The sequence below is a fragment of the Stappia indica genome (assembly GCF_009789575.1).
In the GTDB taxonomy this organism is placed as follows: Bacteria; Pseudomonadota; Alphaproteobacteria; order Rhizobiales; family Stappiaceae; genus Stappia; species Stappia indica_A.
In genome coordinates this window covers 2,850,941-2,875,872 of record NZ_CP046908.1, presented here as the reverse complement: position 1 = coordinate 2,875,872, position 24,932 = coordinate 2,850,941, and the positions used below count along the sequence as shown (strand labels likewise).

Annotated in this window: 23 protein-coding genes; 14 read left to right on the top strand and 9 right to left on the bottom strand. The window is 68.2% G+C overall.

What is annotated here, in order from left to right; all coding sequences use genetic code 11:
• Positions 1–39: 39 nt before the first annotated feature.
• The 6 genes from murJ to GH266_RS13510 form a co-directional block, all read right to left on the bottom strand.
• Positions 40–1,650 (bottom strand): murein biosynthesis integral membrane protein MurJ, encoded by a 1,611-nt coding sequence (gene murJ / locus GH266_RS13535; protein WP_158196204.1) that lies wholly within the window; start codon positions 1,648–1,650, stop codon positions 40–42.
• A gap of 78 nt (positions 1,651–1,728) precedes the next feature.
• On the bottom strand, positions 1,729–4,557 hold the full coding sequence (locus GH266_RS13530) for a [protein-PII] uridylyltransferase (protein WP_158194295.1): 2,829 nt from the start codon (positions 4,555–4,557) through the stop codon (positions 1,729–1,731).
• Positions 4,558–4,721: 164 nt separating this feature from the next.
• Positions 4,722–5,093 carry a helix-turn-helix domain-containing protein gene (locus GH266_RS13525; protein ID WP_158194294.1) on the bottom strand — a complete coding sequence of 124 codons (372 nt, stop codon included), beginning with the start codon at positions 5,091–5,093 and terminating at the stop codon, positions 4,722–4,724.
• Positions 5,090–5,677 carry a Smr/MutS family protein gene (locus tag GH266_RS13520; protein ID WP_158194293.1) on the bottom strand — a complete coding sequence of 196 codons (588 nt, stop codon included), beginning with the start codon at positions 5,675–5,677 and terminating at the stop codon, positions 5,090–5,092. The genes GH266_RS13525 and GH266_RS13520 overlap by 4 nt, the downstream gene beginning before the upstream one ends.
• A complete protein-coding gene (mltA, locus tag GH266_RS13515) occupies positions 5,674–6,735 on the bottom strand; it encodes a murein transglycosylase A (RefSeq protein WP_158194292.1) in 1,062 nt (353 codons plus the stop codon). Before mltA ends, GH266_RS13520 begins: the two co-directional genes overlap by 4 nt.
• A gap of 103 nt (positions 6,736–6,838) precedes the next feature.
• Positions 6,839–7,552 carry a Tim44/TimA family putative adaptor protein gene (locus tag GH266_RS13510; RefSeq protein ID WP_158194291.1) on the bottom strand — a complete coding sequence of 238 codons (714 nt, stop codon included), beginning with the start codon at positions 7,550–7,552 and terminating at the stop codon, positions 6,839–6,841.
• 332 nt (positions 7,553–7,884) lie between these two features.
• Here GH266_RS13510 and GH266_RS13505 point away from each other — a divergent pair, with 332 nt between their 5' ends.
• From GH266_RS13505 to polA, 3 genes are all read left to right on the top strand, one after another.
• A complete protein-coding gene (locus tag GH266_RS13505; protein ID WP_158194290.1) occupies positions 7,885–8,412 on the top strand; it encodes an FxsA family protein in 528 nt (175 codons plus the stop codon).
• Positions 8,413–8,515: 103 nt separating this feature from the next.
• A complete protein-coding gene (locus GH266_RS13500; protein WP_158194289.1) occupies positions 8,516–9,577 on the top strand; it encodes an acyltransferase family protein in 1,062 nt (353 codons plus the stop codon).
• 372 nt (positions 9,578–9,949) lie between these two features.
• Positions 9,950–12,967: a DNA polymerase I gene (polA, locus tag GH266_RS13495; RefSeq protein ID WP_158194288.1), complete on the top strand. Its 3,018-nt coding sequence runs from the start codon at positions 9,950–9,952 to the stop codon at positions 12,965–12,967.
• Between the two features lie 40 nt (positions 12,968–13,007).
• On the opposite strand, the gene GH266_RS13490 is transcribed toward polA, so the two are convergent.
• Positions 13,008–13,451 carry a MarR family winged helix-turn-helix transcriptional regulator gene (locus tag GH266_RS13490; protein WP_158194287.1) on the bottom strand — a complete coding sequence of 148 codons (444 nt, stop codon included), beginning with the start codon at positions 13,449–13,451 and terminating at the stop codon, positions 13,008–13,010.
• Between the two features lie 112 nt (positions 13,452–13,563).
• Here GH266_RS13490 and hmgA point away from each other — a divergent pair, with 112 nt between their 5' ends.
• From hmgA to GH266_RS13435, 11 genes are all read left to right on the top strand, one after another.
• Entirely contained in the window at positions 13,564–14,889 is a 1,326-nt protein-coding gene (gene hmgA / locus GH266_RS13485) for a homogentisate 1,2-dioxygenase (RefSeq protein ID WP_158194286.1), read from the top strand.
• 3 nt (positions 14,890–14,892) lie between these two features.
• Complete coding sequence (locus GH266_RS13480; protein WP_158194285.1) at positions 14,893–15,909, top strand: fumarylacetoacetate hydrolase family protein; 1,017 nt, start codon at positions 14,893–14,895, stop codon at positions 15,907–15,909.
• Positions 15,910–15,947: 38 nt separating this feature from the next.
• On the top strand, positions 15,948–16,496 hold the full coding sequence (locus GH266_RS13475) for a hypothetical protein (protein ID WP_244953688.1): 549 nt from the start codon (positions 15,948–15,950) through the stop codon (positions 16,494–16,496).
• A 68-nt stretch (positions 16,497–16,564) separates the two neighbouring features.
• Positions 16,565–17,524: an MBL fold metallo-hydrolase gene (locus tag GH266_RS13470; protein WP_158194284.1), complete on the top strand. Its 960-nt coding sequence runs from the start codon at positions 16,565–16,567 to the stop codon at positions 17,522–17,524.
• Positions 17,525–17,611: 87 nt separating this feature from the next.
• The gene (locus GH266_RS13465; RefSeq protein WP_158194283.1) at positions 17,612–19,240 is read left to right on the top strand and encodes an FAD-dependent oxidoreductase; all 1,629 of its coding nucleotides are present in this window, start codon (positions 17,612–17,614) and stop codon (positions 19,238–19,240) included.
• 34 nt (positions 19,241–19,274) lie between these two features.
• The gene (locus tag GH266_RS13460) at positions 19,275–19,499 is read left to right on the top strand and encodes a DUF2783 domain-containing protein (protein WP_158194282.1); all 225 of its coding nucleotides are present in this window, start codon (positions 19,275–19,277) and stop codon (positions 19,497–19,499) included.
• Between the two features lie 103 nt (positions 19,500–19,602).
• A complete protein-coding gene (locus tag GH266_RS13455; RefSeq protein WP_158194281.1) occupies positions 19,603–20,163 on the top strand; it encodes a VOC family protein in 561 nt (186 codons plus the stop codon).
• Between the two features lie 131 nt (positions 20,164–20,294).
• A complete protein-coding gene (locus tag GH266_RS13450) occupies positions 20,295–20,933 on the top strand; it encodes a histidine phosphatase family protein (protein ID WP_158194280.1) in 639 nt (212 codons plus the stop codon).
• A 13-nt stretch (positions 20,934–20,946) separates the two neighbouring features.
• Entirely contained in the window at positions 20,947–21,333 is a 387-nt protein-coding gene (locus GH266_RS13445; RefSeq protein ID WP_158194279.1) for a DUF6152 family protein, read from the top strand.
• A 10-nt stretch (positions 21,334–21,343) separates the two neighbouring features.
• Positions 21,344–21,844: a hypothetical protein gene (locus GH266_RS13440; RefSeq protein WP_158194278.1), complete on the top strand. Its 501-nt coding sequence runs from the start codon at positions 21,344–21,346 to the stop codon at positions 21,842–21,844.
• Between the two features lie 131 nt (positions 21,845–21,975).
• The gene (locus GH266_RS13435; protein WP_158194277.1) at positions 21,976–23,202 is read left to right on the top strand and encodes a lipase family protein; all 1,227 of its coding nucleotides are present in this window, start codon (positions 21,976–21,978) and stop codon (positions 23,200–23,202) included.
• Positions 23,203–23,289: 87 nt separating this feature from the next.
• Here GH266_RS13435 and nikE read toward each other — a convergent pair whose 3' ends face one another.
• Positions 23,290–24,117 (bottom strand): nickel import ATP-binding protein NikE, encoded by an 828-nt coding sequence (gene nikE, locus GH266_RS13430; protein ID WP_158194276.1) that lies wholly within the window; start codon positions 24,115–24,117, stop codon positions 23,290–23,292.
• Entirely contained in the window at positions 24,114–24,932 is an 819-nt protein-coding gene (nikD, locus tag GH266_RS13425; RefSeq protein WP_158194275.1) for a nickel import ATP-binding protein NikD, read from the bottom strand. Before nikD ends, nikE begins: the two co-directional genes overlap by 4 nt.

Below are 24,932 nucleotides of genomic sequence, written 5' to 3'. Positions count from 1 at the left end.
GCGCTCTGCTTCCGCTTGCCGTGCCGACGCCCCTGCAGCCTATCCGAGCGGATCTTCCGGCGCCTGCGGCGGCGGGGCGGTCCGGCGACGGGCCCTCGCCGCCCTTGCACGGGCGACATAGCCCTTCAGGTCGACCGCACCGGTCAGCTGGACGAAGCCGGCGAACAGGACCATGCCGGCCAGCACCAGCACGCCGAGGGCAGCAAAGCGCACCAGCACCGAGGGCGCGCCGAGCAACGGCGCCAGCACCCAGTCGCCGAGCAGCAGGCCGGCGCCCATGGCAAGGCTGGCGAGCGCCAGCAGCGGCAGCCGGCGCCGCGCGCCGTGGTCCACGCGGAAATGACCGCGCCGCCACAGGGCTGCGCCGAGCAGGCCGGCATTCACCCAGCCGGCCAGCGATGTGGCGAGCGCGATGCCGACATGGCCGAGCACCGGCGCCAGGGCCAGCGCGCCGATCACGTTGACCGCCATGCCGATGCCCGCGAACCACATCGGCGTCACCGTGTCCTCGCGGGCGAAGAAGCCGGGCGAGAACACCTTGTTGAGCACGAAGGCCGGCAGGCCGAGGGCGAAGGCGATCAGGGCCGTGGTCGTGGCGCTCGCCGCCTCCGCGCCGAATTCGCCGCGCTGGTAGAGCACCGAGACGATGGGCTCGGGCACCGCGATCAGCGCGATGGTCGCCGGCAGGGTCAGGGCGAGGGCGAATTCCATCGCCCGGTTCAGCGTGCCGTTGGCCTGCCCGTCTTCGCCGGCGCGCAGCGAGCGCGACAGGTCCGGCAGGAGCACCACGCCGATGGCGATGCCGACGACGCCAAGCGGCAGCTGGTAGATGCGGTCGGCATAGTAGAGATAGGAAACCGCACCGGCCTGGGCCGAGGCGATCACCGTGCCGACGACGATGTTGATCTGGGTGATGCCCCCGGCGAGCACGCCCGGAACGCCGAGCTTGCACAGCCGCCGGACGCCGGCGGTCAGTCGCGGGCGGCGGAACGGCACCGAAAAGCCCATGTGGCGCACGGCGACGACCAGCAGCGCCAGCTGGGCGAAACCGGCCACCGCAACACCGCTGGCCAGCACAACGCCGAGGGTCGTGCCCGGCTCCAGCCCCGCATACCAGATGCCGGCAAGCACCGAGATCATCACCAGGTTGAGGACGACGGGCGCGAAGGCGGCGGCCGCGAAACGCCGATAGGTGTTGAGGATGCCGGACAGGAAGGCGACCAGCGACATGCACAGCAGATACGGGAAGGTGATGCGCGACAGCAGCACCGCCAGGTCGAACTTCGACGGATCCTCGGTAAAGCCCGGGGCAAGCAGGAAGACGAGGCCCTGCATGGCGACGAAGGCAATGGCGGTGAGCGCCAGCAGCGTCCACAGCAGCGCCGCCATGATCTCGCCGGCAAAGCGGCGCGCGCCCGCATCGCCCTCCTCTTCCAGCGCCCTTGCGAACAGCGGCACGAAAGCGGAGTTGAACGCGCCTTCCGCGAACAGCCGGCGGAACAGGTTGGGCAGGCGGAAGGCGACGAAGAAGGCGTCCGCCACCGGACCTGCCCCGGCAAAGGCGGCGATCATCACGTCGCGCACGAAGCCGAGGACGCGGCTCGCCATGGTGGCGCCGCCGACGGTGGCGAAGTTGCGCAAGAGACTCATAGAGCCGGCCATGGGCGGAGGTTCCGTTCAGGAGTGGCAGGAAATCGCATCGACGATCACAGGTGGGCAGGCGTTTCGTCAGGCCACCCCGGCGCGGCGCGGCCGGCGGCGGGCCGGCTCTTCCGCCGCCTCCCCCTCGACCGCTTCGCGCAGGCGTTCGCGGATCGCATTCTGCCGGCCGATATTGCCGATCTTCTGGCCGGTGAGGTCGGTGACATAGAAAACATCGACGGCCCGCTCGCCGAAAGTCGCGATATGAGCGGAATTGATGTTGAGATTGAGGCCGGAGATCGCGCGCGTGAGATCGTAGAGCAGACCGGGCCGGTCGAGGCAGGAGATTTCCAGCACCGTGTAGCGGTTCGACCAGGAATTGTTGACCAGCACCTCCGTCTCAACGCGGAAGGCCTTCACGCGGCTGCGCGAGGCCGCCTTGCGGGCGACGCTGTCCGGCAGCCGCTCCTCGCCGCGCAGCGCCTTCTCGATCAGCCGGCAGACGCGCTCGCCGCGGCGGATCTCGTCGTCGTCGCCCGGCAGCTCGCGGGAAATGTAGATCGTATCGAGCGCGAAACCGTCCGTCGTCGTGTCGATCTGCGCATCGACGATGTTGGCCCCGGCGACGAAACAGGCCCCGGCAATGGTCGACAGCAGCCGCGGATGGTCGGCCGCCAGCACGGTGATCTCGGTCACCCCCTCGAAGGCATGGGTGACGACACGCGAGGAAAAGCCGGTTCTGGCCCGGTCGGCGGCACGGATCATCTCGGCGTCGGCGATCTTGCGCTCAAGCGGCACGCGCAGCCAGTAGGCCGGATAGTGGCGCTCCAGATAGGCGGCAAGCTCGTCCCTGTTCCAGGCGCTCAGCATCTCGGCCAGTTCGCGCTTGGCCGCCTCGACCCGCATGTCGTGCGGCAACAGGCTGTGACCGCCGGTCAGCACCGGCTCGCATTCGTAGTAGAGCGTGCGCAGCAGCTGGCCCTTCCAGCCGTTGAAGACATTCGGCCCGACGGCACGGATGTCGGCAACGGTGAGGATCAGCAGCAGCTTCAGCCGCTCGACGCTCTGCACCTCGCGGGCGAAATCCTCGATGGTCTTCCGGTCGGCAAGGTCCCGCGACTGGGCGATCGTGCTCATGTCCAGGTGATGCTCGACCAGCCAGGCGACGGTTTCCGTCTCCGGCGGCGTCAGGCCGAGGCGCGGGCACAGGCGGCGGGCGATGCGCGCACCCGCAATGGAATGGTCCTCCGGCCGGCCCTTGGCGATGTCGTGAAGGAACATGGCGACGAACAGCACCTTGCGGTTCTGGATCGTCTTGATGATGTCGGTGGAGAGCGGATGGTCCTCGCCGGCCTCGCCGCGCTCGATTTCGCCCAGCACGCCGATGGAGCGGATCAGATGCTCGTCCACCGTGTAGTGGTGGTACATGGAGAACTGCATCATCGCCACGACCTTGCCGAAGTCGGGCACGAAGCGGCCGAGCACGCCGGTCTCGTTCATCTTGCGCAACACGGTCTCGGGATCGTTGCGCGAGGTCAGCACCTGCAGGAACAGGCGGTTCGCCTCCGGGTCCTCGCGCACCTGTGCGGTGATCAGCTTCAGCGACCGGCGCACCAGTTTCAGCATTTCCGGATGCAGCATGACCGCGTGACGGTCGGCAATGGCGAAGAGACGAATCAGGTTGACCGGGTCCTTCTCGAACACCGTGTCCGAGACCACGTTGAGGCGCCCCTTGTCGATCGCGAAATCCGGCGAGCCGGTCTGGACCTGGCGGCGGGCGCGCGAGGCGATGCGGTCGATCAGCTTCGACAGCGGCTGCGGCGCCTTGGCGTGCTGCTCCTCCAGTGCGGCGCAGAAGATCCGGGTCAGGTCGCCGACATCCTTGGCGACCAGGAAGTAGTGCTTCATGAAGCGCTCGACGTCCTTCATGCCCGGATGCTGGGTGTAGCCGAGGCGGACGGCGATCTCGCGCTGGACGTCGAAGGACAGGCGCTCCTCGGCCCGGCCGGTGAGGAAATGCAGGTGGCAGCGCACCGCCCAGAGGAAATCCTCGCCCTTCTTGAAGCGCTGGAAGTCGGAGCGGGTGAAGACGCCGGCCTTCACCAGTCCCGAGCCGGAGCGCACGCGGTAGAAGTATTTGGAGATCCAGAACAGCGTGTTGAGATCGCGCAGACCGCCCTTGCCTTCCTTCACGTTCGGCTCGACCAGATAGCGCGAGGTGCCCTGACGGGTGTGGCGGGCGTCGCGCTCGGCCAGCTTGGCGGCGATGAATTCCGGGCCGGTGCCGGCGACGACATTCTTGTCGAACCGCTCGATCAACTCGTCGGTCAGCGGCTCCTCGCCCCACACGTGGCGCGCCTCCAGCAGCGCGGTGCGGATCGTCATGTCGGTGCGGGCAAGGCGCAGGCATTCGTCGATGCTGCGGGTCGCGTGGCCGACCTTCAGGCCGAGATCCCACAGCATGTAGAGGATGTATTCGACGATCTGCTCGCCCCAGGGCGTCTGCTTGTAGGGCAGCAGGAACAGCAGGTCGACATCCGAGCCCGGCGCCAGCGTGCCGCGGCCATAGCCGCCGACCGCGACGATGGACATGCGCTCGGCCGCAGACGGGTTCTTGACCCGGTAGACGTGATGGATGGCGAAATCGAAGATCACCCGCAGGATCTCGTCCTGGACATGGCTCAGCCGCTGGGCACAGAGCGTGCCGCCGCCATCGGCAAAGAGCAGCTCCTCGACGCGGGTGCGCGCATCGCGCATCGCCGTCTTCAGCTCGTTGAGAACGTGGCCGCGCACGGCAAGATCCGAGCCGTCGCCGTCGGTCGCCGCGGTCAGCGCCGTCAGCCGGTGACGCAGGGCGTCGGCATCGATCAGCCCGGCGAAGGGATCGGCGCTACGGGCGGGGGTCTTCGACGTCATCACTTGCAGCGCAGTCCTTCTTGCCGCAGCGTCGCGCAGGCACCATGCCTGCTCAAGGCTTTGCCGGCGGCAGCAATTGCGGGACCCTACGCTTGCCGCCCGCGCCGCTCAAGAGGCGCAGCAAGAGAACGAAAGTCCGTGCCGTACCCCTTGAGGCCGGGACCCTAGATCCGGTCCCGCGCCGCCGCGACGCGCAACTGATGCAACAGATGGGCCAGACTGTCGCGCGACAGGCCGGAAATCTTCGCCGCCAGCAGATTGGCCAGTTCCGTCGCCTCCGGCTGGAGGCCGGCCGTGTCGATGGAGACCTTCGGGTCCGAGATTTCGGCGAGGCGCTGCAACTCCTCCGCCTCGTCCCAGATGACGTTGAAGAAGGCGATGATCCGCTGCACCGTGTACCAGGTGGGGCGGCCGCGCTTGCCGTGCTCCAGCGCCGACAGATAGGCTGCGGAAACGCCGAGCGCCCCGGCCATTTCCGACAGGGTGATGCCGCGCTTCTTGCGCAGCTCGCGCAGCTTGGCGCCGAACGGCGTCATCGTCCCCCCCACTTTCCGCTCTTGCGGATCCTGACATAGAGCGCGCCGCCGCCGCCATGTGCGGCGTGGGCCTCCTCGAAGCCCACCACCAACGGGCGAAACTCGGGGAAGGACAGCCATTGCGGCACGACGCGGCGCAGGATGCCGCGCTCGCCGGCCACCGGGCTGCCGCCGGTTGCGCCCTTGCCGGTGATCACCAGCACCAGGCCGGCACCGCTCGACTGGGCATGGGACAGGAACCCGCGCAACCGCACATGCGCCTCCGCCTGGGTCAACCCATGCAGGTCGATGCGCATGTCGATGGCGCGGGTGCCGCGCGCGACGCGGCGGCGCTGGCGCGGCTCGAGCGGCGACAGGGGCGGGGGAGACGGCTGGGCGGGCGAACGCAGCGCAGACGCGCCGGAGGCCGCAGGACCGGCCGGCCGGGCAGCGGCGGGCACCGGGGCCGGCGCCTCTTCCGGTTCCGGCGTCGGCGCCTCGGCACGGGCACGCCCGCGCGGAGCCAGCGGATCCACATCCGCCGTCACCTGCTCCCACAGGCGGCGCTCCTCGGGCGAGGGCTGGCGGCCACGACGCCGGCTCACGGCCTGGCCTCCGGCCTGCGCGGCACCAGCAGCACCATGTCCGCCCGGTGCTGAATGCGGCCGGCCTTTTCGCCAGCTTCCTCGCCCGAGCCGAAGAAGATGTCGCCGCGCGCCGGGCCGATAATGGCCGACCCCGTGTCCTCGGCGATCATCAGGCGATGAAACTTCTCCTGCTCGCCGTCCGGCCCCAAGGGGAGATCGGCGGAGACGAAAACCAGCGCGCCATAGGCGTGGTGCGCGGCATCGACCGCAAGGCTGCGGCCGGGCAGCAGCGGCAGTCCGGCGGCCCCGACCGGACCTTCGTGCTCGCCTGCCTCGGTCACCTCGCGAAAGAAGATGTAGGACCGGTTGCGGCGCAGGACGCCGTCGATCTCATGCGGGTTTTCCGCCAGCCACTTGCGCAGCACCTGCATGGTGACGGTGCCTGGCTCGGCAAGGCCGCGCTCGATCATCACCCGGCCGATGGCGCTGTAGGGATGGCCGGTCTTGCCGGCATAGCCGACGCGCAGGCTGCCGCCTTCGCGCAGGCGAATGCGGGCAGAGCCCTGCACATGGACGTAGAACGCGTCGACCGGATCGGCCATCCAGACGAGCTCGAGGCCCCGGCCGGCGAGCGCCCCATCCATGATCGCCCCCCGGTCCGGCGGCGCGACAAGGCCGCCATTGGCGCTCGAAAAGGCAAATGGCGCATCCTTGGGCAATCCGTCCGGCGCCGGCCGGCCGGCAAGGGGCACAAGCTCCGGCGGGCGGGCCAGAAGCGGCGTGTCGTAGCCGTCGCCCGGCCGGCGCGAACCGTCGTATTCGGGCTCGAAGTAGCCGGTGACGAACCCGTCGGAGAGGATGCGGCGCGGCTCGAAATGACGTTCCAGGAAGGTGCGGGCGGCCAGCGGCTCGCCGCTGTCGGCGGCGGCCTGGGCCGGCGCGCAAAGCCGCGACAGCTCGGCGGGCAGTTCCGCCCGCCGGTCCCGGCAATGGCGCAGGAAGGCAGCAAGGGCGGCACCGTGGTCGTCGCCGGCCCAGCCGGGCAGCTCCGCGAAACTCAGGGGCGCAGACAGCATGAGGGGTTTTCCGCGCGCCAGAGCCGGGACCGTCGCAACGGTGCCGGCAAGCAGTGCCGCCGCCAGGCTGGCAGCAAGGGCCATCCGGCCGGCAGCACGCAAGTCACTCGACCGATTCGGTCGCCACCAGACGCCAGTTGGGATCCCGCGAGGTGGTATCGCGGGCAAAGGTCCAGATGTCGGTGACGTCGCTGACCGCGTTCGGATCGCCGTCGACGATGGCGCCGTCGCGGTCGCGGGTGGCAGAGATCAGCTCGGAGCGGAACTTTACGGTCACCTGCGCGGTGGAGCCCTTCAGCGCGGCTTCGACGATGTCCGCCTTGTCGATGCCGACGAAGGTGGACTCGATGGTCTCGCCGCGCGACTCGCGGTCGGAAATCGCCGCGACGAAGCCATCGTAGACTTCCTTCGAGAGCAAGTTCTTCAGCGTCTTGCGGTCGCCGTTGGCGAAGGCGGTGACGATCATCTCATAGGCCGCGCGGGCGCCCTGCAGGAAGCCCTGGGGCTCGAAGGAGCGGTCGACGGACAGGATCTGGCGGAGGGCCTGGTTGAGCGCGCTTCCCTCCGGCGCCACCTTGTCGAGCGTCGCCGAGGCCGGAGCCGGCGACGGTCCGCCCTGCGGGGCCGCCTGTCCGGGCAGCGGGATGACGTTGTCGTCCTGGGCGGGACCGCCGGCACCATTGTCGCGCTCGGGTGCGGAATAGGGATCGAAGGGCGGGCGCTCGTTGCCGGTGCGCCGCCCCAGAACGCTGCGCAGCCTGAAGAAGATCACGACCGCCAGGACCAGGAAGATGATAGTGGTGATGTCGTTGAACATATGATCCGTTTCACATCCGGCCGATTGCGTCGCAGACGCCGTCACGGCATTCCGCCCGTCGGGTTCGTTGCAGCCTGTGCAGCGGGCCGGCACCGGCGCCCCGCGGGGCAAGCCGCAGCATCGCCCATCCTAGCTTATGTAAGCCCCCTTGAACCAACATCCAGCCTCCAAGACAAGTGTCGGACGCTGTTTTCGTCATTCGAAAACACATAAAGCTCGCATTTGCGTCACTTGGTCCCTAACTGAGAGGCGAATATCTCCCAACGGCACCCTGTGCCGGGAGGGAGCCGAGACCTGAGCACACATCATCACGGGACCCTGTCGCGCACGCCATGCCCATCGGACTGTTCATCCTTCTCGCCATCATCGGCCTCCCCCTCCTCGAGATCCTCGTCTTCGTCGAGGTCGGCTCGGAAATCGGCGCGGTACCGACGGTGCTGCTGACCATCGCAACGGCGGTCGCCGGCAGCTTGATGCTGCGATTGCAGGGCCTGTCGCTGCTGCGGCGCGTGCGCGCCGAGATGGATCGCGGCCAGGTGCCCGGCGAGGACATCATGCAAGGCGCGCTGATCGTCGTCGCCAGCGTGCTGCTGCTGATCCCCGGCTTCGTCACCGACGCCCTCGGCCTGCTTCTCTTCGTGCCGCCGCTGCGGGCCGCCATCGCACGGATCATGGTCCGCAACGCGAAGGTGACCGTGGTGCGGGCCGGCGCCCGGCGGAAAGGCCAGGGCGAAGGCGTGGTCGACCTCGACCGGGACGACTGGGCCGACATCGATGGCGACGGCAAGGGCGGACGCGGGCCGGACGGCTCCTCCCCATGGCGGGGACAGATCGGCGACGGACGGAGCGACCGCCCCTGACCGCTTGCCGCGTCTCACCAAATCGTGAAATCGGGTTAACCCGCGATACACCCGTCTTCTGCAAGGTGCCCGTTCGGGAAAGACAAGCGGGAGCCTGGACGACATGACCGGTCGGGAGAGGGACATCGCCGGCGCCACCGGACGCGTCGACTGGGTCGACACGGCCAAGGGGCTTTGCATCGTCTTCGTGGTGATGATGCATTCGACGCTGGGCGTCGAGAAAGCCGCCGGCCTGGAAGGCTGGATGGGACTGGTGGTGGAGTTCGCCCGTCCGTTCCGCATGCCGGACTTCTTCATGATCTCGGGCCTGTTCCTGGCGCTGGTCATCGACCGGCCCTGGCGCCGCTATCTCGACCGCAAGGTGGTCCACTTCGCCTATTTCTACGTGCTCTGGCTGACGATCCAGTTCGCGGTCAAGGCGCCGTCCATCGCGGCCGAAACCGGATGGGGCAGCGTGCTGGGCGAGTATCTTCTCGCCTATGTCCAGCCTTTCGGCACGCTGTGGTTCATCTACATGCTGCCGGTGATGTTCGTGATCACCAAGGTTCTGCACGACCGCGGCGTGCCGTGGCAGCTGGTGCTCGCCGCAGCCGCCGTGCTGCAGACCGCCCCGATCTCGACCGGATCGGTGCTGATCGACGAATTCAGCTCGCGCTACGTCTATTTCTACGCCGGCTACATCTTCGCCACCCGGGCCTTCGCACTGGCCGACTGGGCCCGCCGCAACATGACCGTGGGCATTGCCGGCCTGCTCGCCTGGGGCGTCGTCAACGGCCTCCTGGTGTTCAACGGGTTTGCCGACCTGCCCCTGGTCAGCCTGGCGCTCGGCACGGCCGGCGCGCTGGCGGTGATCGTCACCTCGGCGCTGCTGACGCAGGCGGGCGCGGCCGCGCCGCTCGCCTATTGCGGGCGCAACTCAATCGTCATCTATCTCGCCTTCTTCTTCCCCATGGCGGTTACCCGCGTCGTGCTGCTGAAGACCGGCATCATTCCCGACATCGGCACGATCTCGGTGATCGTCACCGCCGCCGGCGTCATCGCCCCGCTGGTGCTGCTGTGGCTGATCGAACGCACCGGCTATGGCTGGTTCCTGTTCCGCCGCCCCGGCTGGGCACGGCTGGAGCGCGACACGCCGCGCCGCCCGGTCGCGCAGGCGGCGGAATAGTTGTTTACGTACGGAAATACAATCTTTAACGTCTTGAACATCCGCTTCAAGGAGATGCTCAAGATGATAAAAGGCAAGATCATATTCACAGGAAGCTTCTGGGAATTCTTTTTCACATCTATTGGGCTTATTGTTCTTTCGATCATAACATTGGGTATTTTTCTACCATACCTCGTATACTGGCAGTTCAAATATTTCTTCGGATACATGGAAATCGAAATATACGACAACCGACAGACCGTCTATTCACAAAACAACCATTGAGCCTGGCCCGAAGGCCAGAACAAATACATATGCTTTTGCCTGTTGATCTAGCGATCTTCAGGTAGCAAAGAAGGGCGGCGGCTCTTCCAAAATCTGGTGCCTGCGGGCATGATCCGCGCCATGTCGAACGAAGCCGCCTCCGCCCTCACCGCCGACGACCACCTGATCCTGGTCGACGGCTCCACGTTCATCTTCCGCGCCTATCACGCGCTGCCGCCCTTGACGCGCAAGTCCGACGGCCTGCCGGTCGGTGCGGTCTCCGGCTTCTGCAACATGCTGTGGAAGCTGCTGCAGGAAGGGCTGACCCCGGAGGAAGGCGACGAGCCGACCCATATGGCGGTGATCTTCGACCATTCGGCGAAGACGTTCCGCAACGAGATCTATCCCCAGTACAAGGCCCAGCGCCCGGAGCCGCCGGAGGACCTGATCCCCCAGTTCGGCCTGATCCGCGAGGCCACACGCGCCTTTTCGGTCCATTGCATCGAGCAGGAAGGCTTCGAGGCCGACGACCTGATCGCCACCTATGCCCGCGCGGCGGCGGCGGCGGGCGCGCGGGTCACCATCGCCTCCGGCGACAAGGACCTGATGCAGCTGATCGGTCCGCGCATCGGCATGATCGACACCATGAAGAACAAGATCTTCGGCGAGGCCGAGGTGTTCGAGAAATTCGGCGTCGGTCCGGACAAGGTGATCGAGGTCCAGGCGCTGGCCGGCGACAGCGTCGACAACGTGCCGGGCGTACCGGGCATCGGCCTGAAGACCGCCGCCCTCCTGGTCAGCGAGTTCGGCGACCTGGAGACGCTGCTGTCCAAGGCCGACACGATCAAGCAGGCCAAGCGCCGCGAGAACCTCATCGCCTTTGCCGACCAGGCGCGCATCTCCAAGCAGCTGGTGACGCTGAAGGAGGACGTGCCGGTCGAGCAGCCGGTGGAGACGCTCACCGTCAACGGGCTCGACGGCACCCGCGCCATCGCCTTCCTCAAGGCGATGGAGTTCACCACCCTGACCCGCCGGGTCGCCGAGGTCACCGGCCTCGACATTGCCGGCGTCGAGCCGGCCACCCTCGTCGTGCGCGGCTGGCACGAGCCCGACGGCAAGGGTCGGATGATGGAGGGCGGCCCCGGGACCCAGCCGGAAGGTACTGCCGCCAGCTCGGACACCCCGGCAAGCGGATCGACACCATCGGCCTCCGCATCCGCTGCAGCCGGCGAGGGCGGATTGTGGCGCCCGCAGGCGGTTGCCGAGGCCGCCGCCGCACAGGCCGCCGCGCAGAAGGTCGACCCGTCCGGCTACGAGACGGTGATGGATCTCGACCGGCTGAAGGCCTGGGTCGCGGAGGCGACCGAGCTCGGCCATGTGGCGGTCGACACGGAAACGACCTCGCTCGATGCCATGCAGGCCGAACTCGTCGGCGTGTCGCTGGCAACGCAGCCGGGACGCGCCTGCTACATCCCGCTCGGTCATGTGGACGGCGAGGGCGACCTGCTCGGCGGCGGCGGCCTGATCCCCGGCCAGATCGCCATGGGCGAGGCGCTTGCCGTGCTCAAGCCGCTGCTGGAGGACCCTGGCGTCCTCAAGATCGCGCAGAACCTCAAGTACGACTGGCTGGTGCTGAAGCGCTACGGCATCGAGATCGCCCCCTTCGACGATACGATGCTGCTGTCCTATGCGCTGGATGCCGGCAAGGGCGGCAACGGCATGGACGCGCTTTCCGAGCGCTGGCTCGGCCACACGCCGATCCCGTTCAAGGAAGTCGCCGGCTCCGGCAAGTCGATGATCACCTTCGACAAGGTGCCGCTCGACAAGGCCTCCGCCTATGCGGCGGAGGATGCCGACGTCACCCTGCGCCTGTGGCAGGTGCTCAAGCCGCGGCTTGCGGCGGAGCACATGGCCGGCGTCTACGAGCGGCTGGAGCGGCCGATGGTGCCGGTGCTCGCCCGCATGGAGGAGCGCGGCATCTCCATCGACCGGCAGATGCTGTCGCGCCTGTCCGGCGATTTCGCGCAAGGCATGGCGGCACTGGAATCCGAGATCCACGAGCTCGCCGGCGAGAGCTTCAACATAGGCAGCCCGAAGCAGCTCGGCGACATCCTGTTCGGCAAGATGGGCCTGCCCGGCGGCAAGAAGACCAAGACCGGCGCCTGGTCGACCTCGGTCTCCGTGCTCGACGACCTGGCCGCCGAAGGGCACGAGCTGCCTTCGCGCATCGTCGAATGGCGGCAGCTCTCCAAGCTCAAGTCCACCTATTCGGACGCGCTGCCCGGCTTCGTCAATCCGCAGACCGGGCGCGTGCACACGTCCTACGCGCTGGCAGCGACGACGACCGGCCGCCTGTCCTCGTCCGAGCCGAACCTGCAGAACATTCCGGTTCGCACGGAAGCCGGCCGCAAGATCCGCAAGGCCTTCGTCGCCGAGAAGGGCATGAAGCTGGTCTCGGCCGACTACAGCCAGATCGAGCTGCGCGTGCTTGCCCACATGGCCGACATCGGCCAGCTCAAGCAGGCCTTCTCCGAAGGGCTCGACATCCATGCCATGACCGCTTCGGAAATGTTCGGCGTGCCCATCGAGGGCATGGACCCGATGGTCCGCCGCCGGGCCAAGGCGATCAATTTCGGCATCATCTACGGCATCTCGGCCTTCGGTCTCGCCGCCCAGCTCGGCATCCCGCGGGGCGAGGCGGCGGAGTACATCTCGACCTATTTCAAGCGCTTCCCGGGCATTCGCGACTACATGGAGGAGACGAAGAAGTTCGTTCATGCCAATGGCTACGTGACGACGATCTTCGGCCGCCGGGCGCATTATCCGGAGGTGAACACCTCCAACCCGAACCACCGCGCCTTCTACGAGCGCGCGGCGATCAACGCGCCGATCCAGGGCTCGGCCGCCGACATCCTGCGCCGGGCGATGATCCGCATGGAGGACCGGCTGTCGGCCTCAAGGCTTACCGCCCGCATGCTGCTGCAGGTGCATGACGAGCTGATCTTCGAGGTGCCGGAAGCGGAGGTGGGCACAACCATCGCCCTGGTGCGCGAGGTCATGGAAACGGCGGCCGAACCGGCCGTGACGCTCTCCGTGCCGCTGCATGTGGATGCCCGCGCCGCCGACAACTGGGACGAGGCGCACTGACGCCCCTTGCCCTGCCTGCGCCCACCGGAGGGGCGCAGGATCACTCCTCGCGGAGGAAGCGCTTCTCCACCGCCGAAAGCCCGGCGTCGAGCCGGTCGGCGGCCTCGAAGCCGAGGTCGCGTAGCAGTTCTGCCTGGAACGAGCGGGCGAGCGCCACCAGCTCGCCATAGACCTTGGCGCCTTCCGCCGTAAGCTCCAGCTGCTCGGCTCGGCGGTCCGCCTCGTCGGTGGTGCGCGACAGCCAGCCGCGCTTTTCCAGCGCCGCGACCGCGCGGCTCACCTTGGTCTTGTGCATGGTCGAGCGGCGGCCAATCTCCGTCGCCGTGGTGCCGCCGAGCTGGCCGAGGATCGCGAAGGTGCGCCATTCCGGCCGGCTGATGCCGTAGGCGGCCCGGTAACGGGCGGCGAAACGCCGGCTGACCAGTTCGGACGCCCTGACCAGGCGGTAGGGCAGAAACTCGTCAAGCGGCAGGCGTCCGGTCATTTGCGTCCCTTGTTTCGACAAAATCGGCCGGCGGTATCTTCGCACGTTGATAGTTTCGGACAAAACAGTTACACACGCAACTATCAACTGTCTGGATCAGGAGGGATCGGACATGACGCTTTCGAATACCCCGGCCTACATGTCGGGCTTCGGCAACGATTTCGAGACCGAAGCCCTGCCCGGCGCCCTGCCACAGGGGCAGAACTCGCCCCAGCGCGCGCCCTACGGCCTTTATGCCGAACAGCTTTCCGGCTCGCCGTTCACCGCCCCGCGCGGCACCAACGAGCGGTCCTGGCTCTATCGCATCCGCCCGTCGGTCAAGCATTCCGGACGCTTCTCGCCCGTCTCCCTGCCCGAGTGGAAGAGCGCGCCGGCGGTCGACGACCATTCGCTGGCGCTCGGCCAGCTGCGCTGGGACCCGGTGCCGATCCCGCAGACGCCGGTGACGTTCCTGACCGGCATGCGCACCATGACCACGGCCGGCGACGTCAACGGCCAGGCCGGCATGGCGAGCCATGTCTATGTCGCCAATACCGACATGGTGGACGAGTATTTCTTCAACGCCGACGGCGAGCTGCTGATCGTGCCGCAGGAAGGCGGCCTGCGCATCGCCACCGAGCTCGGCGTGATGGATGTGGTGCCCAAGGAGATCTGCGTGATCCCGCGCGGCATGGTGTTCCGCGTCGAATTGCTGGACGGCAAGGCGCGCGGCTATGCCTGCGAGAATTACGGCGCCAAGTTCACCCTGCCCGACCGCGGCCCGATCGGCGCCAACTGCCTTGCCAACCCGCGCGACTTCAAGACCCCGGTCGCCTGGTTCGAGGACAAGGAAGGCCCGTGCCGGCTGGTCGTGAAGTGGTGCGGCCGCTTCCACGAGACCAAGCTCGACGCCTCGCCGCTCGACGTGGTCGCCTGGCACGGCAACTACGCGCCCTACAAGTACGACCTCACCACGTATTCGCCGGTCGGCGCGATCCTGTTCGATCACCCCGATCCGTCAATCTTCACGGTGCTGACGGCCCCGTCCGGCGAGGAAGGCACGGCGAATATCGACTTCGTCATCTTCCCCGAGCGCTGGATGGTCGCGGAGCACTCCTTCCGCCCGCCGTGGTACCATCGCAACATCATGTCGGAGTTCATGGGGCTGATCTACGGCCGCTACGACGCCAAGGAGGAAGGTTTCTTGCCCGGCGGCATGAGCCTTCACAACATGATGCTGCCGCACGGACCCGATGCCGACGGCTTCGAGAAGGCGAGCCGCGCCGAGTTGAAGCCGCAGAAGCTGACGGGCACCATGGCGTTCATGTTCGAGACCCGCTTCCCGCAGCACCTCACGCGCTTCGCGGCGGAACTCGACACCCTGCAGGACAACTACCTCGACTGCTGGTCGCAGCTGAAGAAGCGCTTCGACGGCACCCTCGAGGGCAACTGGGACTAAGCCATGAAACTCGCTACACTTCGCGACGGCAGCCGCGACGGCAAGCTCGTCCTCGTCAACACATCGCTGACGCGCTGCACCGAGGCCGGCCACATCGCACCGACGCTGCAGGCCGCCCTCGACAACTGGGACGAGGTCGCGCCGAAGCTGGCGACGCTCGCCGAGAGCCTCGAGCACGACGCGGTGCCGAGCCTGCGCTTCCACGAGCACGACGCATTGTCGCCGCTGCCGCGCGCCTACCAGTGGGCGGACGGCTCGGCCTACGTCAATCACGTGGAGCTGGTCCGCAAGGCGCGCAATGCCGAGATGCCGGCGAGCTTCTGGACCGACCCGCTGATGTATCAGGGCGGCTCCGACGCCTTCCTCGCCCCGCGCGAGCCGATCCGCATGGCCGACGAGGCCTTCGGTATCGACATGGAGGGCGAGGTCGCCGTGATCACCGGCGACGTGCCGATGGGCGCCACCCTTGAGGAGGCGCGCGCGGCCATCCGCCTGGTCATGCTGGTCAACGACGTGTCGCTGCGCGGCCTGATCCCGGCCGAGCTCGGCAAGGGCTTCGGCTTCTTCCAGTCCAAGCCCTCCTCCGCCTTCTCGCCGGTCGCGGTGACGCCGGACGAGCTGGGCGAGGCCTGGGACGGCGGCAAGGTGCACCTGCCGCTGCGCGTCGACCTGAACGGCCAGCCCTTCGGCCGGGCCAACGCCGGCGTCGACATGACTTTCGACTTCCCGACCCTTATCGCCCATGCGGCGAAGACCCGGCCGCTGTCGGCCGGCGCCATCGTCGGCTCGGGCACGGTGTCGAACAAGATGGACGGCGGCCCCGGCAAGCCGGTGGCCGAAGGCGGCGTTGGATATTCCTGCATCGCCGAGATCCGGATGATCGAGACCATCGAGACCGGCGCGGCGAAGACGCCGTTCATGCGCTTCGGCGACACGGTGCGGATCGAGATGCAGGATGCGGACGGCCATTCGGTCTTCGGCGCCATCGAGCAGACGGTCGAGAAATACGAGAAGGCCTGAGGCCCCTCGCGGGCGCCGATCGAGGGAGGGAGTTCGTGATGAAGACTGTGCGGATGCTTGCGGCGATCGCCGCGCTGGCCCTTGGCACGGCAGCAGGCACGGCAGCAACGCCGGTGCTGGCCGCCGACATGGCCGCGCCGGTGCGTGCGGTGATCGCGGCGGCGGAGGCCAACTGGGCCGATCCGCCTCAGGACTTCCAGGACTACTTTTCCGAGGAGCGCCTTGCGAGCCTCTACAGCGCCGATCTCGCGGCCCGCTACCGCAAGGCGGCGGACACGCCCTTTGCCAGAGAGATGGGCACGCCGCTCGACTGGGATGTCGTCGTCAACGCGCAGGACGGCTGCCCGCTGAAGGACGTCACCGTCGCGCAGGCCGGACAGGAAGGTGCGGCGACGCGCGTCGTCGCCAGCTTCCGCGCCCTGACCTGCTTCGGCACCGACGCCGAGTACCAGGGCTTCCAGGAGGCACATTTCCTCGTCGTCGAGGAAGGCGGCCGGCCGGTCATCGACGACATCGTCACGCCGCTCGACGGCGAGGCGCAGTCGCTGAAGGCGCAGCTCGACGCCATCGCCGCCGACGGCCAATAGATCCGAACCCTTGGCGGGAGCCGCAGCGCTTCCGCCGACCCGAACTGCAGAACAAGAGGATATCCCCCGTGAGCAAGCAATTCGCCTCCCAGGGCGACATGGCCGAGAAGAAGATCTCCTTCACCGAAATCGGCGACGGGCTTTGGGCCTTCACCGCCGAGGGCGACCCGAACACCGGCGTCATCATCGGCGACGACAGCGTCATGATCGTCGAGGCGCAGGCGACCCCGCGCCTTGCCGGCAAGGTGATCGAGAAGGTCCGCGAAGTCACCGACAAGCCGATCAGCCATCTGGTGCTGACCCACTACCACGCCGTGCGCGTGCTGGGCGCGGCCGCCTATCAGGCGCCGACGATTATCATGAGCGACAAGGCCCGCTCGATGGTCGCCGAGCGCGGTGCGGAGGACCGGGAGTCCGAGTTCATGCGCTTCCCGCGCCTGTTCCAGGGCTACGACAATGTCGCCGACATTCCGCCGCTGACCTGGCCGACGACCACCTTCACCGACAAGATGAGCGTCTTCCTCGGCAAGCGCCGGATCGACCTCAGCTTCCTCGGCCGCGCCCATACGGCCGGGGATATCGTCATCCATGTGCCGGACCAGAACGTCATGTTCACCGGGGATATCGTCGAGTACCACTCCGCCTGCTATTGCGGCGACGGCCATTTCCGCGACTGGCCGGGCACGCTCGAGCGCATCCGCGCCTTCGACGTCGATGCCATCGCGCCGGGCCGGGGCGATGCGCTGGTCGGCAAGGAGATGGTCAACGCGGCGCTCGACGCCACCGCCGATTTCGTCACCTCGACCTTCCGTCCGGTGGCGCAGGTGGCAACGCGCGGCGGCTCGCTGAAGGAAGCCTGGGACGCGGCCCGCGCCTCCTGCGACCCGAAGTTCTCGTCCTACGCGATCTACGAGCACTGCCTGCCGTTCAATGTGGCGCGCGCCTATGACGAGGCGCTCGGCATCGATACCCCGCGCATCTGGACGGCGCAGCGCGACAAGGACATGTGGGAAGCCCTGCAGGGCTGACGATACCCGCCGCTGCGGGTTCCGCGCCAGGAGGTGGCGCGGCCTGCAGCGGCCGTTTTCAGGCCCAAGGCCGTCCCGGGAGGTCACATGACGAAGATCTTCGAAACGCCGCTCTATCCTTATGTCCGCAGCGCCGACCAGGACGCCGCCGAGCCGGCCCGCCATCCGGTGGTGGTGATCGGTGCGGGACCGGTCGGCCTGGCGCTGGCCATCGACCTTGCCCAGCAGGGCGTTGCCGTCACCGTGCTCGACGAGAACGACAAGGTGAGCTGGGGCTCGCGGGCGATCTGCTTCGCCAAGCGGCCGCTGGAGATCCTCGACCGGCTCGGCTGCGGCCAGAAGATGGTCGACAAGGGCGTCGTCTGGAACCTCGGCAAGGTCTTCTTCGACGAGCGCAAGGTCTACGACTTCAACTTGCTGCCCGAGGGCGGGCACAAGCGGCCGGCCTTCATCAACCTCCAGCAGTATTATCTGGAACAGTATCTGGTCGAGCGGGCGCTGGAGATCGGCCGCGACACCGGGCTGCTGGAGCTGCGCGGCGGCAACAAGGTTGGCGCGGTGACGCCGCATGCCGATGGCGTCGAGCTGACGGTGGAGACGCCCGAGGGGCCGTACCGCCTCCATGCCGACTGGCTGGTCGCCTGCGACGGTGCCGGCTCGCCGACGCGGGCCATGCTCGGCCTCGACTTCCGCGGCCGGGTGTTCGAGGACAACTTCCTGATCGCCGACGTCGTCATGAAGGCGGACTTCCCGACCGAGCGCTGGTTCTGGTTCGACCCGCCGTTCAACCGCGGCCAGTCGGCCCTGCTGCACCGCCAGCCGGACGACGTCTGGCGCATCGACCTGCAGCTTGGCTGGGATATCGACCGGGAGGCGGAGAAAGACCCGGCGCGCATCGCGCCGAAGCTGAAGGCGATGCTCGGCGAGGATATCGAGTACGAGCTGGAATGGGTGTCGATCTACACGTTCCAGTGCCGGCGGATGGAGAAGTTCCGCCACGGGCGGGTGATCTTCGCCGGCGACAGCGCCCACCAGGTCTCGCCTTTCGGTGCGCGCGGAGCCAATTCCGGCCTGCAGGACACGGACAACCTGGCCTGGAAGCTGAAACTCGTGGTCGACGGCACCGCGTCCGAATCCCTGCTCGACAGCTACGACGCCGAGCGCGTCTTCGCCGCGGACGAGAACATCCTCAACTCGTCGCGCTCGACCGACTTCATCACGCCGAAAAGCCATGCCAGCCGGGTGTTCCGCGACGCGGTGCTGGAGCTGGCCGAGCATCACGCCTTCGCGCGGCCGCTGGTCAATTCCGGCCGCCTGTCGCTGCCGGCGACCTATGACGGCTCGCCGCTCAACGGCCCGGACTGCGCGGCGATGCCGGCCCGCACCCGGCCGGGCGCACCGGCGAGCGATGCGCCGGTGGCCGGCGGCTGGCTGATCGACCGGCTCGGCGACCGCTTCCAGCTGGTGACCATCGACGTTGAGGTACCTGGCACGCTCACGGTCGACGGCATTCCGGTCGAGCGGGTGGCGCTGTCGGCCGCCGACGATCCGACCGGCGCGCTGGCCGCGCGCTATCTCGGCGAGGCGAAGAGCGCCGTCTATCTGATGCGCCCCGACCAGCATGTCGCGGCGCGCTGGGAGACGTTCGACGCCGGCGAGGTGACGCGGGCGCTGCGGACCGCCACCGCCCGAGGCGAGACCCACGGGCGGGGATAAGGTCCGAACCGACCGGAACGCAAGGAAACCCGAAATGAGCGAAACCACCAAGGAGACGGGCCTGCAACTGGCCCCCAACCTTCCCGATCCCGACGGCTTCTATGCCGAGCTGATCGCGCTGCACGAGGGGCTGCCCCGCGAGGACAGCGAGGCGCTGAACGCCCGGCTGGTGCTGGTGCTGGCCAACCATATCGGCGACCGGGACGTGCTGCGCGCCGCCTTTGCCGCCGCCAGACTGCAAGGCACATCAAGCGCTTGAGTCTTTTCGCGGCGGCCTGCGGCTGAGGGGCCCGAGGCTGGCGCGAACCTGCCGAACGCGGACGGGGCGTTCCGTTTCAACGATGAAAACGGGAGTGCCCGCAATGACTGTCCAACCGGACCAGAAGATCGAACGGATCCACCACGTCGCCTATCGCTGCAAGGACGCGAAGGAGACCGTGAACTGGTATGTCGACAACCTGAACATGGGTTTCGTGCTGGCCATCGCCGAGGACAAGGTGCCCTCGACCCACGAGCCGGACCCCTACATGCATGTCTTCCTCGACGCGGGCGCGGGCAACGTTCTCGCCTTCTTCGAGCTTCCCACCAAGCCGGAGATGGGCCGGGATCCGAACACCCCGGTCTGGGTGCAGCACATCGCCTTCAAGGTGAAGGACCGCGACACGCTGGTCGCCTACAAGGAGCGGCTGGAGAAGAACGGCATCAAGGTGCTCGGCGTTACCGATCATTCGATCTTCCATTCGATCTATTTCTTCGATCCGAACGGCCACCGCATCGAGCTGGCCTGCCCGGATCCGGCCGAGGAAGAGATGCTGAGGAAACTCGACGCGGTGAAGTGGGAGATGCTCGAGGAGTGGTCGAAGACCAAGCGGGCGCCCCAGCATGCCGCCTGGCTGCATGCCAAGGAACTCGGCAAGGCCTGAGGATAACTCATGCCTCGCCTTCGGATCGCCGCTCCGCGCGGCGGTCCGGTTTGACGGGCGCACCGGCCGCCCTAACTGCTGGGTCTGGCGCAAGGTATCCCCCTTTCGCCGGACCGACAGCGGACCGGAAGATGATCGATCTGTTCCCGTTTGCGACAGGCCACGCGAAAGGCCGGCTCCGCCGGCTTGTCCTCGCGCTCCTTGCCCTTCTGGCGATGCCCGGCCTTGCCGCCGGGGCGGCGCGGGCAAGCGGCGAGGCGGAGGCCTGGGCCGCACTGTCCTCGAACCGCGGTGCCATTGCCGTGATGCGGCACGCGCTCGCCCCCGGCACCGGCGATCCCGCCGGCTTCCGGCTCGGCGACTGCAGCACCCAGCGCAATCTCGACGAGCGCGGCCGCGCCCAGGCCCGGGCGATCGGCGCCGCCTTCCGCGAGCGCGGCATCGCGGTCGACCAGGTGCTGACCTCGCAGTGGTGCCGCGCGCGGCAGACGGCCGCGCTTCTCGGCCTCGGCGAGCCGCAGGAACTGCCCGACCTCAACTCCTTCTTCGCCGACAGGCGCCAAGCAGAAAGCCAGACGCAGCGCCTTGCGGCCGCGATCCGTGCGCTCCCGCAAGGAACGGTCGCTGTCCTCGTGACCCACCAGGTCAACATCACGGCCCTGACCGGCGTTTATCCCTCGTCCGGCGAGATCATCGTCGGCAGGCCGGAGGGCGAGATGTTCACGGTGATCGGCCGCATTTCCCTTCCCGCCCCGCGGGGCGGATCATGACGAGGAGAAGTCCATGAGCTCGAGCAGCACGACCCGGCGCGCCCTCACCGCCGCCCTTTGCCTCGGCGTTGCCGCAACCCTTGCTATCCCCGCGCTCGCCCATCACGGCTGGCGCTGGACGACGGGGAAGAACATCGAGCTGACCGGCGTGATCAGCGAGGCGCGGCTCGGCAACCCGCACGGCGTGCTGACGGTCGATGCGGAGGGCGAGAACTGGCAGGTCGAGGTCGGCCAACCCTGGCGCAACGAACGTGCCGGCCTGAAGGACGGGGACCTTGCGCCCGGCGTCGAGGCGACCTTCATCGGCGAGCCCTCGGCCAATATCGAGGACCGCTTGATGAAGGCGGAGCGGATCGTCATTTCCGGACGCAGCTACGACCTCTATCCCGGCCGCGACTAGGCCGGCCGCGATGCAGGCGCTTGTGGACCTGCTTGCGGGGCTGCCGCTGGCCGAGTGGATGCGGGTCTCGCGCTGGGGCTATGCCGGCGTCAACACGCTGCATGTGATTGGCCTGTCGCTGCTTTTCGGCGCCATCGTGCCGCTCGATCTGCGGCTGCTCGGCCTTTGGCGCGGCCGTGTTCCGCTGGCCGCGCTCGCCCGGGCACTGGTGCCGGTCGCTGCCGGCGGGCTGGCGCTCGCGCTCGTCTCCGGCGCGTTGCTGTTCCTGTCGGCACCGGCCGACTACGCCAGCGCGACGCTGTTTCTCGCCAAGATCGGCCTCGTCCTGCTGGGAGCGGGCTCGGCCCTCGTCACCCACAGGGCGGCCGCAAGGGACGCGCCGGAGGGCGACATGGCCGACCGTCTGGCGCGCCTTCCGCCGGCCCGGCTGCGGCTTGCCGGAGCGCTGTCGCTGACCATCTGGACCGCCGCGCTGGTCTGCGGGCGGATGCTCGCCTTCACCGGGGATTGACCGGCCGGCCCCGAGGCGACCGGTCCGAGAAATCCCCGCCGCCGCGACGCGGCGCTTCAACTGACAGTTGCCTTGAACCCTGCGGTCGTGACAAGGATGGTGCATTGCACCGGATTGGGGCAGGGGGACAGATGCAGGACGAAAAGACCGGCGCCCGCAAGGGCGGGCGAGGCCGCACGGCCGGAAAATGGCTGGGCGGGCTTGGCCTGCTGCTCGTCGTGGCGCTGGCCGCAGCCTGGTGGGCGACCCTGCCGGACGAGCCGGGCGCCTTCTACACGCCGCCGCCGACACCTCCGGCCGAGCCCGGCATCCTGCTGCGCAGCGAAGCCTACGACACGGACATTCCGGCCGGGGCGAAGGGTTGGCGTATCCTCTATACCAGCCGCCTGGAAGACGGCTCGCCGACCGTCGCCAGCGCAATCGTCGTTCTGCCGGATATCCCCGCGCAAGGCCCGCGGCCGGTGATCGCCTGGGCGCATGGCACCACCGGCATCGCGCCGGGCTGCGCGCCCTCCACCTCGCCGGCGCCCTTCGGCGGAACGCCGGGCATGGACGAGGTGGTCGAGCGCGGCTGGGCGATGGTGGCAACCGACTATGCGGGCATGGGCGCGCCGGGCCATCACGCCTATCTGGTCGGGCAGGTGGCCGCCTATTCGGTGCTCGATTCCGTCAATGCCGCCAGACAGATGGCGGACTGGCAGCTCGGCGATCGCGTCGTCGTCTGGGGCCATTCGCAGGGCGGCCATGCGGCGTTGTGGACCGGCATCCGGGCCGGCGCCGACGCACCGGAGCTGGAGATCGCCGGGGTGGCCGCGATGGCGCCGGTGACCGAGCTCGCGGCGATGCTCGGCAAGGGCGCCAGCAGCGCGTTCGGCGAGATCATCTCGGCCTATCTCTACACCGCCTATCACCGGCTCTACCCGGATGTCGGGGATGCGTATATCAGCCGCTTCCACGCGATGGTGGCCAAGGACATATCCCGCCGCTGCATCCTGGACTGGCGCGCGGCCTGGTCGCTCGCCCTGACCCGGCTGCTGCCCGATCAGGGGCTGTTCCTGCAGCCGATTTCGGACGGCCCGTTCGGGGACAGACTGGCGCAGAACGACCCGACCGGGGCCATCGACGCGCCGCTGCTGCTGGCGCAGGGGCTGGCCGACGAGGTGATCGATCCGAAGCTGCAGGAGGGCTTCGTCGCGCGGCGCTGCGCCGCCGGCCAGCCGATCGACTACCGGGAATATCCTGGCCTCACCCATGTCAGCCTGGTCGGCCCGGGCTCGGCGATGACGCCGCAGCTGCTGGCCTGGACCGAGGACCGTTTCGCCGGTAAACCAGCGTCAAGTACCTGTTCTCAAAGGTAAAACAGTTTCGGAAATTTTCGAGACGGATTTTGCGAAATTCCGTCTCAATTTCCCGAAATTTTGCGAGCGCCGTCTCAAACTCGCCGATCAGCCGGCAGCGGCGACCTTCGCGGTACGCACGCGCGCCGGCAGGGGCGGCAGGATCGCCGCCTTGAGCTCCAGCGAGGCGGGGTGGCGCAGCTCGGCCAAAGCACTTGCCGGGGCACTTGTCCCCGTCTCCTCGACGACTTGTCCCCGCTGCATGACGACGGTGCGGTCGGCGAAGCGCTCGACCAGCCGCAAATCGTGGGTGACGAAGAGGCAGGCGATGCCGGAGGCCTGTTGCAGCCGCTTGAGCAACGCCAGCGTCGCCGCCTGAAGATGCAGGTCGAGATTGGAGACCGCCTCGTCGAGAATGACGAGGGCGGGCGAGGGCGCCAGGGCGCGGGCGATGCACACGCGCTGCAGCTGGCCGCCGCTGACCTGCGACGGCAGCATGGGGGCGAGCGAAGCCGGCAGCTCGACCATCTCGAGCAGCTCGTCGACCCGGCGGGCGCGAGCCGGAGCATCGAGCGAGGTCAGGTGGCGCAGCGGCTCGGCGATGATCGAGCGGATGTCGAAGCGGGGATCGACGGCGCCGGGTGCGTCCTGGAACACCATCTGGACCTCGCGGCGGAAGCGGCGCAGGCCGGCCCGGTCGAGGCGGCCGAGCGGCGTGCCGCGAAAGAAGACGGTGCCGCCGTCGGGCCGCTCCAGCCCGCAGAGCAGGCGCGCCAGCGTGCTCTTGCCGCAGCCGCTGCGGCCGAGCAGGGCGACGGTCTCGCCGGCCGCGACCGAGAGCGAGACGCCATTCAGCGCGGTGCGGGCGGCGCCCGTCCCGACCAGCGAGGTGCTGCGATAGGTCCGGGACACGCCGTCGGCGCGGATCAGCGTCATGGGGCAAGCTCCAGTCCGTAAAGGGCAAGGTGCGCCGCAACCAGCATTCGGGTGACCGGATGGCGCGGCGCATGGAACACCTCTTCGACCGACGCGCATTCGACCAGGCGGCCGTGATCGAGCACCGCGACATCGTCGGCAAGGCGGGCGACGACGCCCATGTCGTGGGTGACGAGCAGGACGCCGAGGCCGCGCGCGGCGACGAGACGCTCCAGAAGATCGAGGATGCGCGCCTGCACCACCAGATCGAGATCGGTGGTCGGCTCGTCGGCGAAGAGGAACGGCGCCTCGGCGAGGAGCGCCAGCGCGATCATCATCCGCTGCAGCATGCCGCCGCTCATCTCGAAGGCATGCAGCGGCAGGATGCGGGCGGGCTCGTCGAGCCCGGCCTCGGCCATTGCCGAGATGATGCGGGCTTCGCTGTCGGAGCCGGCGAGGCCCAGCGCGGCGAGCGTCTCGACCGCGTGGTCGCGCATGGTGCGCACCGGATTGAAGGCGCTGCGCGGGTTCTGCAGGATCGTTGCGACCTGCCGGCCGCGCAGGCTCGCGGGCGGACACTCGGCACCATCGAGACGGACGCGGCCGGAGAGCGCCCTGGTGCCGGGCGGCAGGGTACCGAGCGCGGCCATGCAGGTCATCGACTTGCCCGAGCCGCTGGCCCCGACCAGCGCCAGCACGCGGCCGCGCCGGACCTCCAGCGTCAGGTCGCGGACCAGGACGGGACCGGTGCCGTCACGGCCGGCGGCGACCGTCAGCCCCTCGATGGTGAGGAGGCCGGAGGCAGGGGTGGGGGCAGTGGCGGGCGAAAGGCTCAT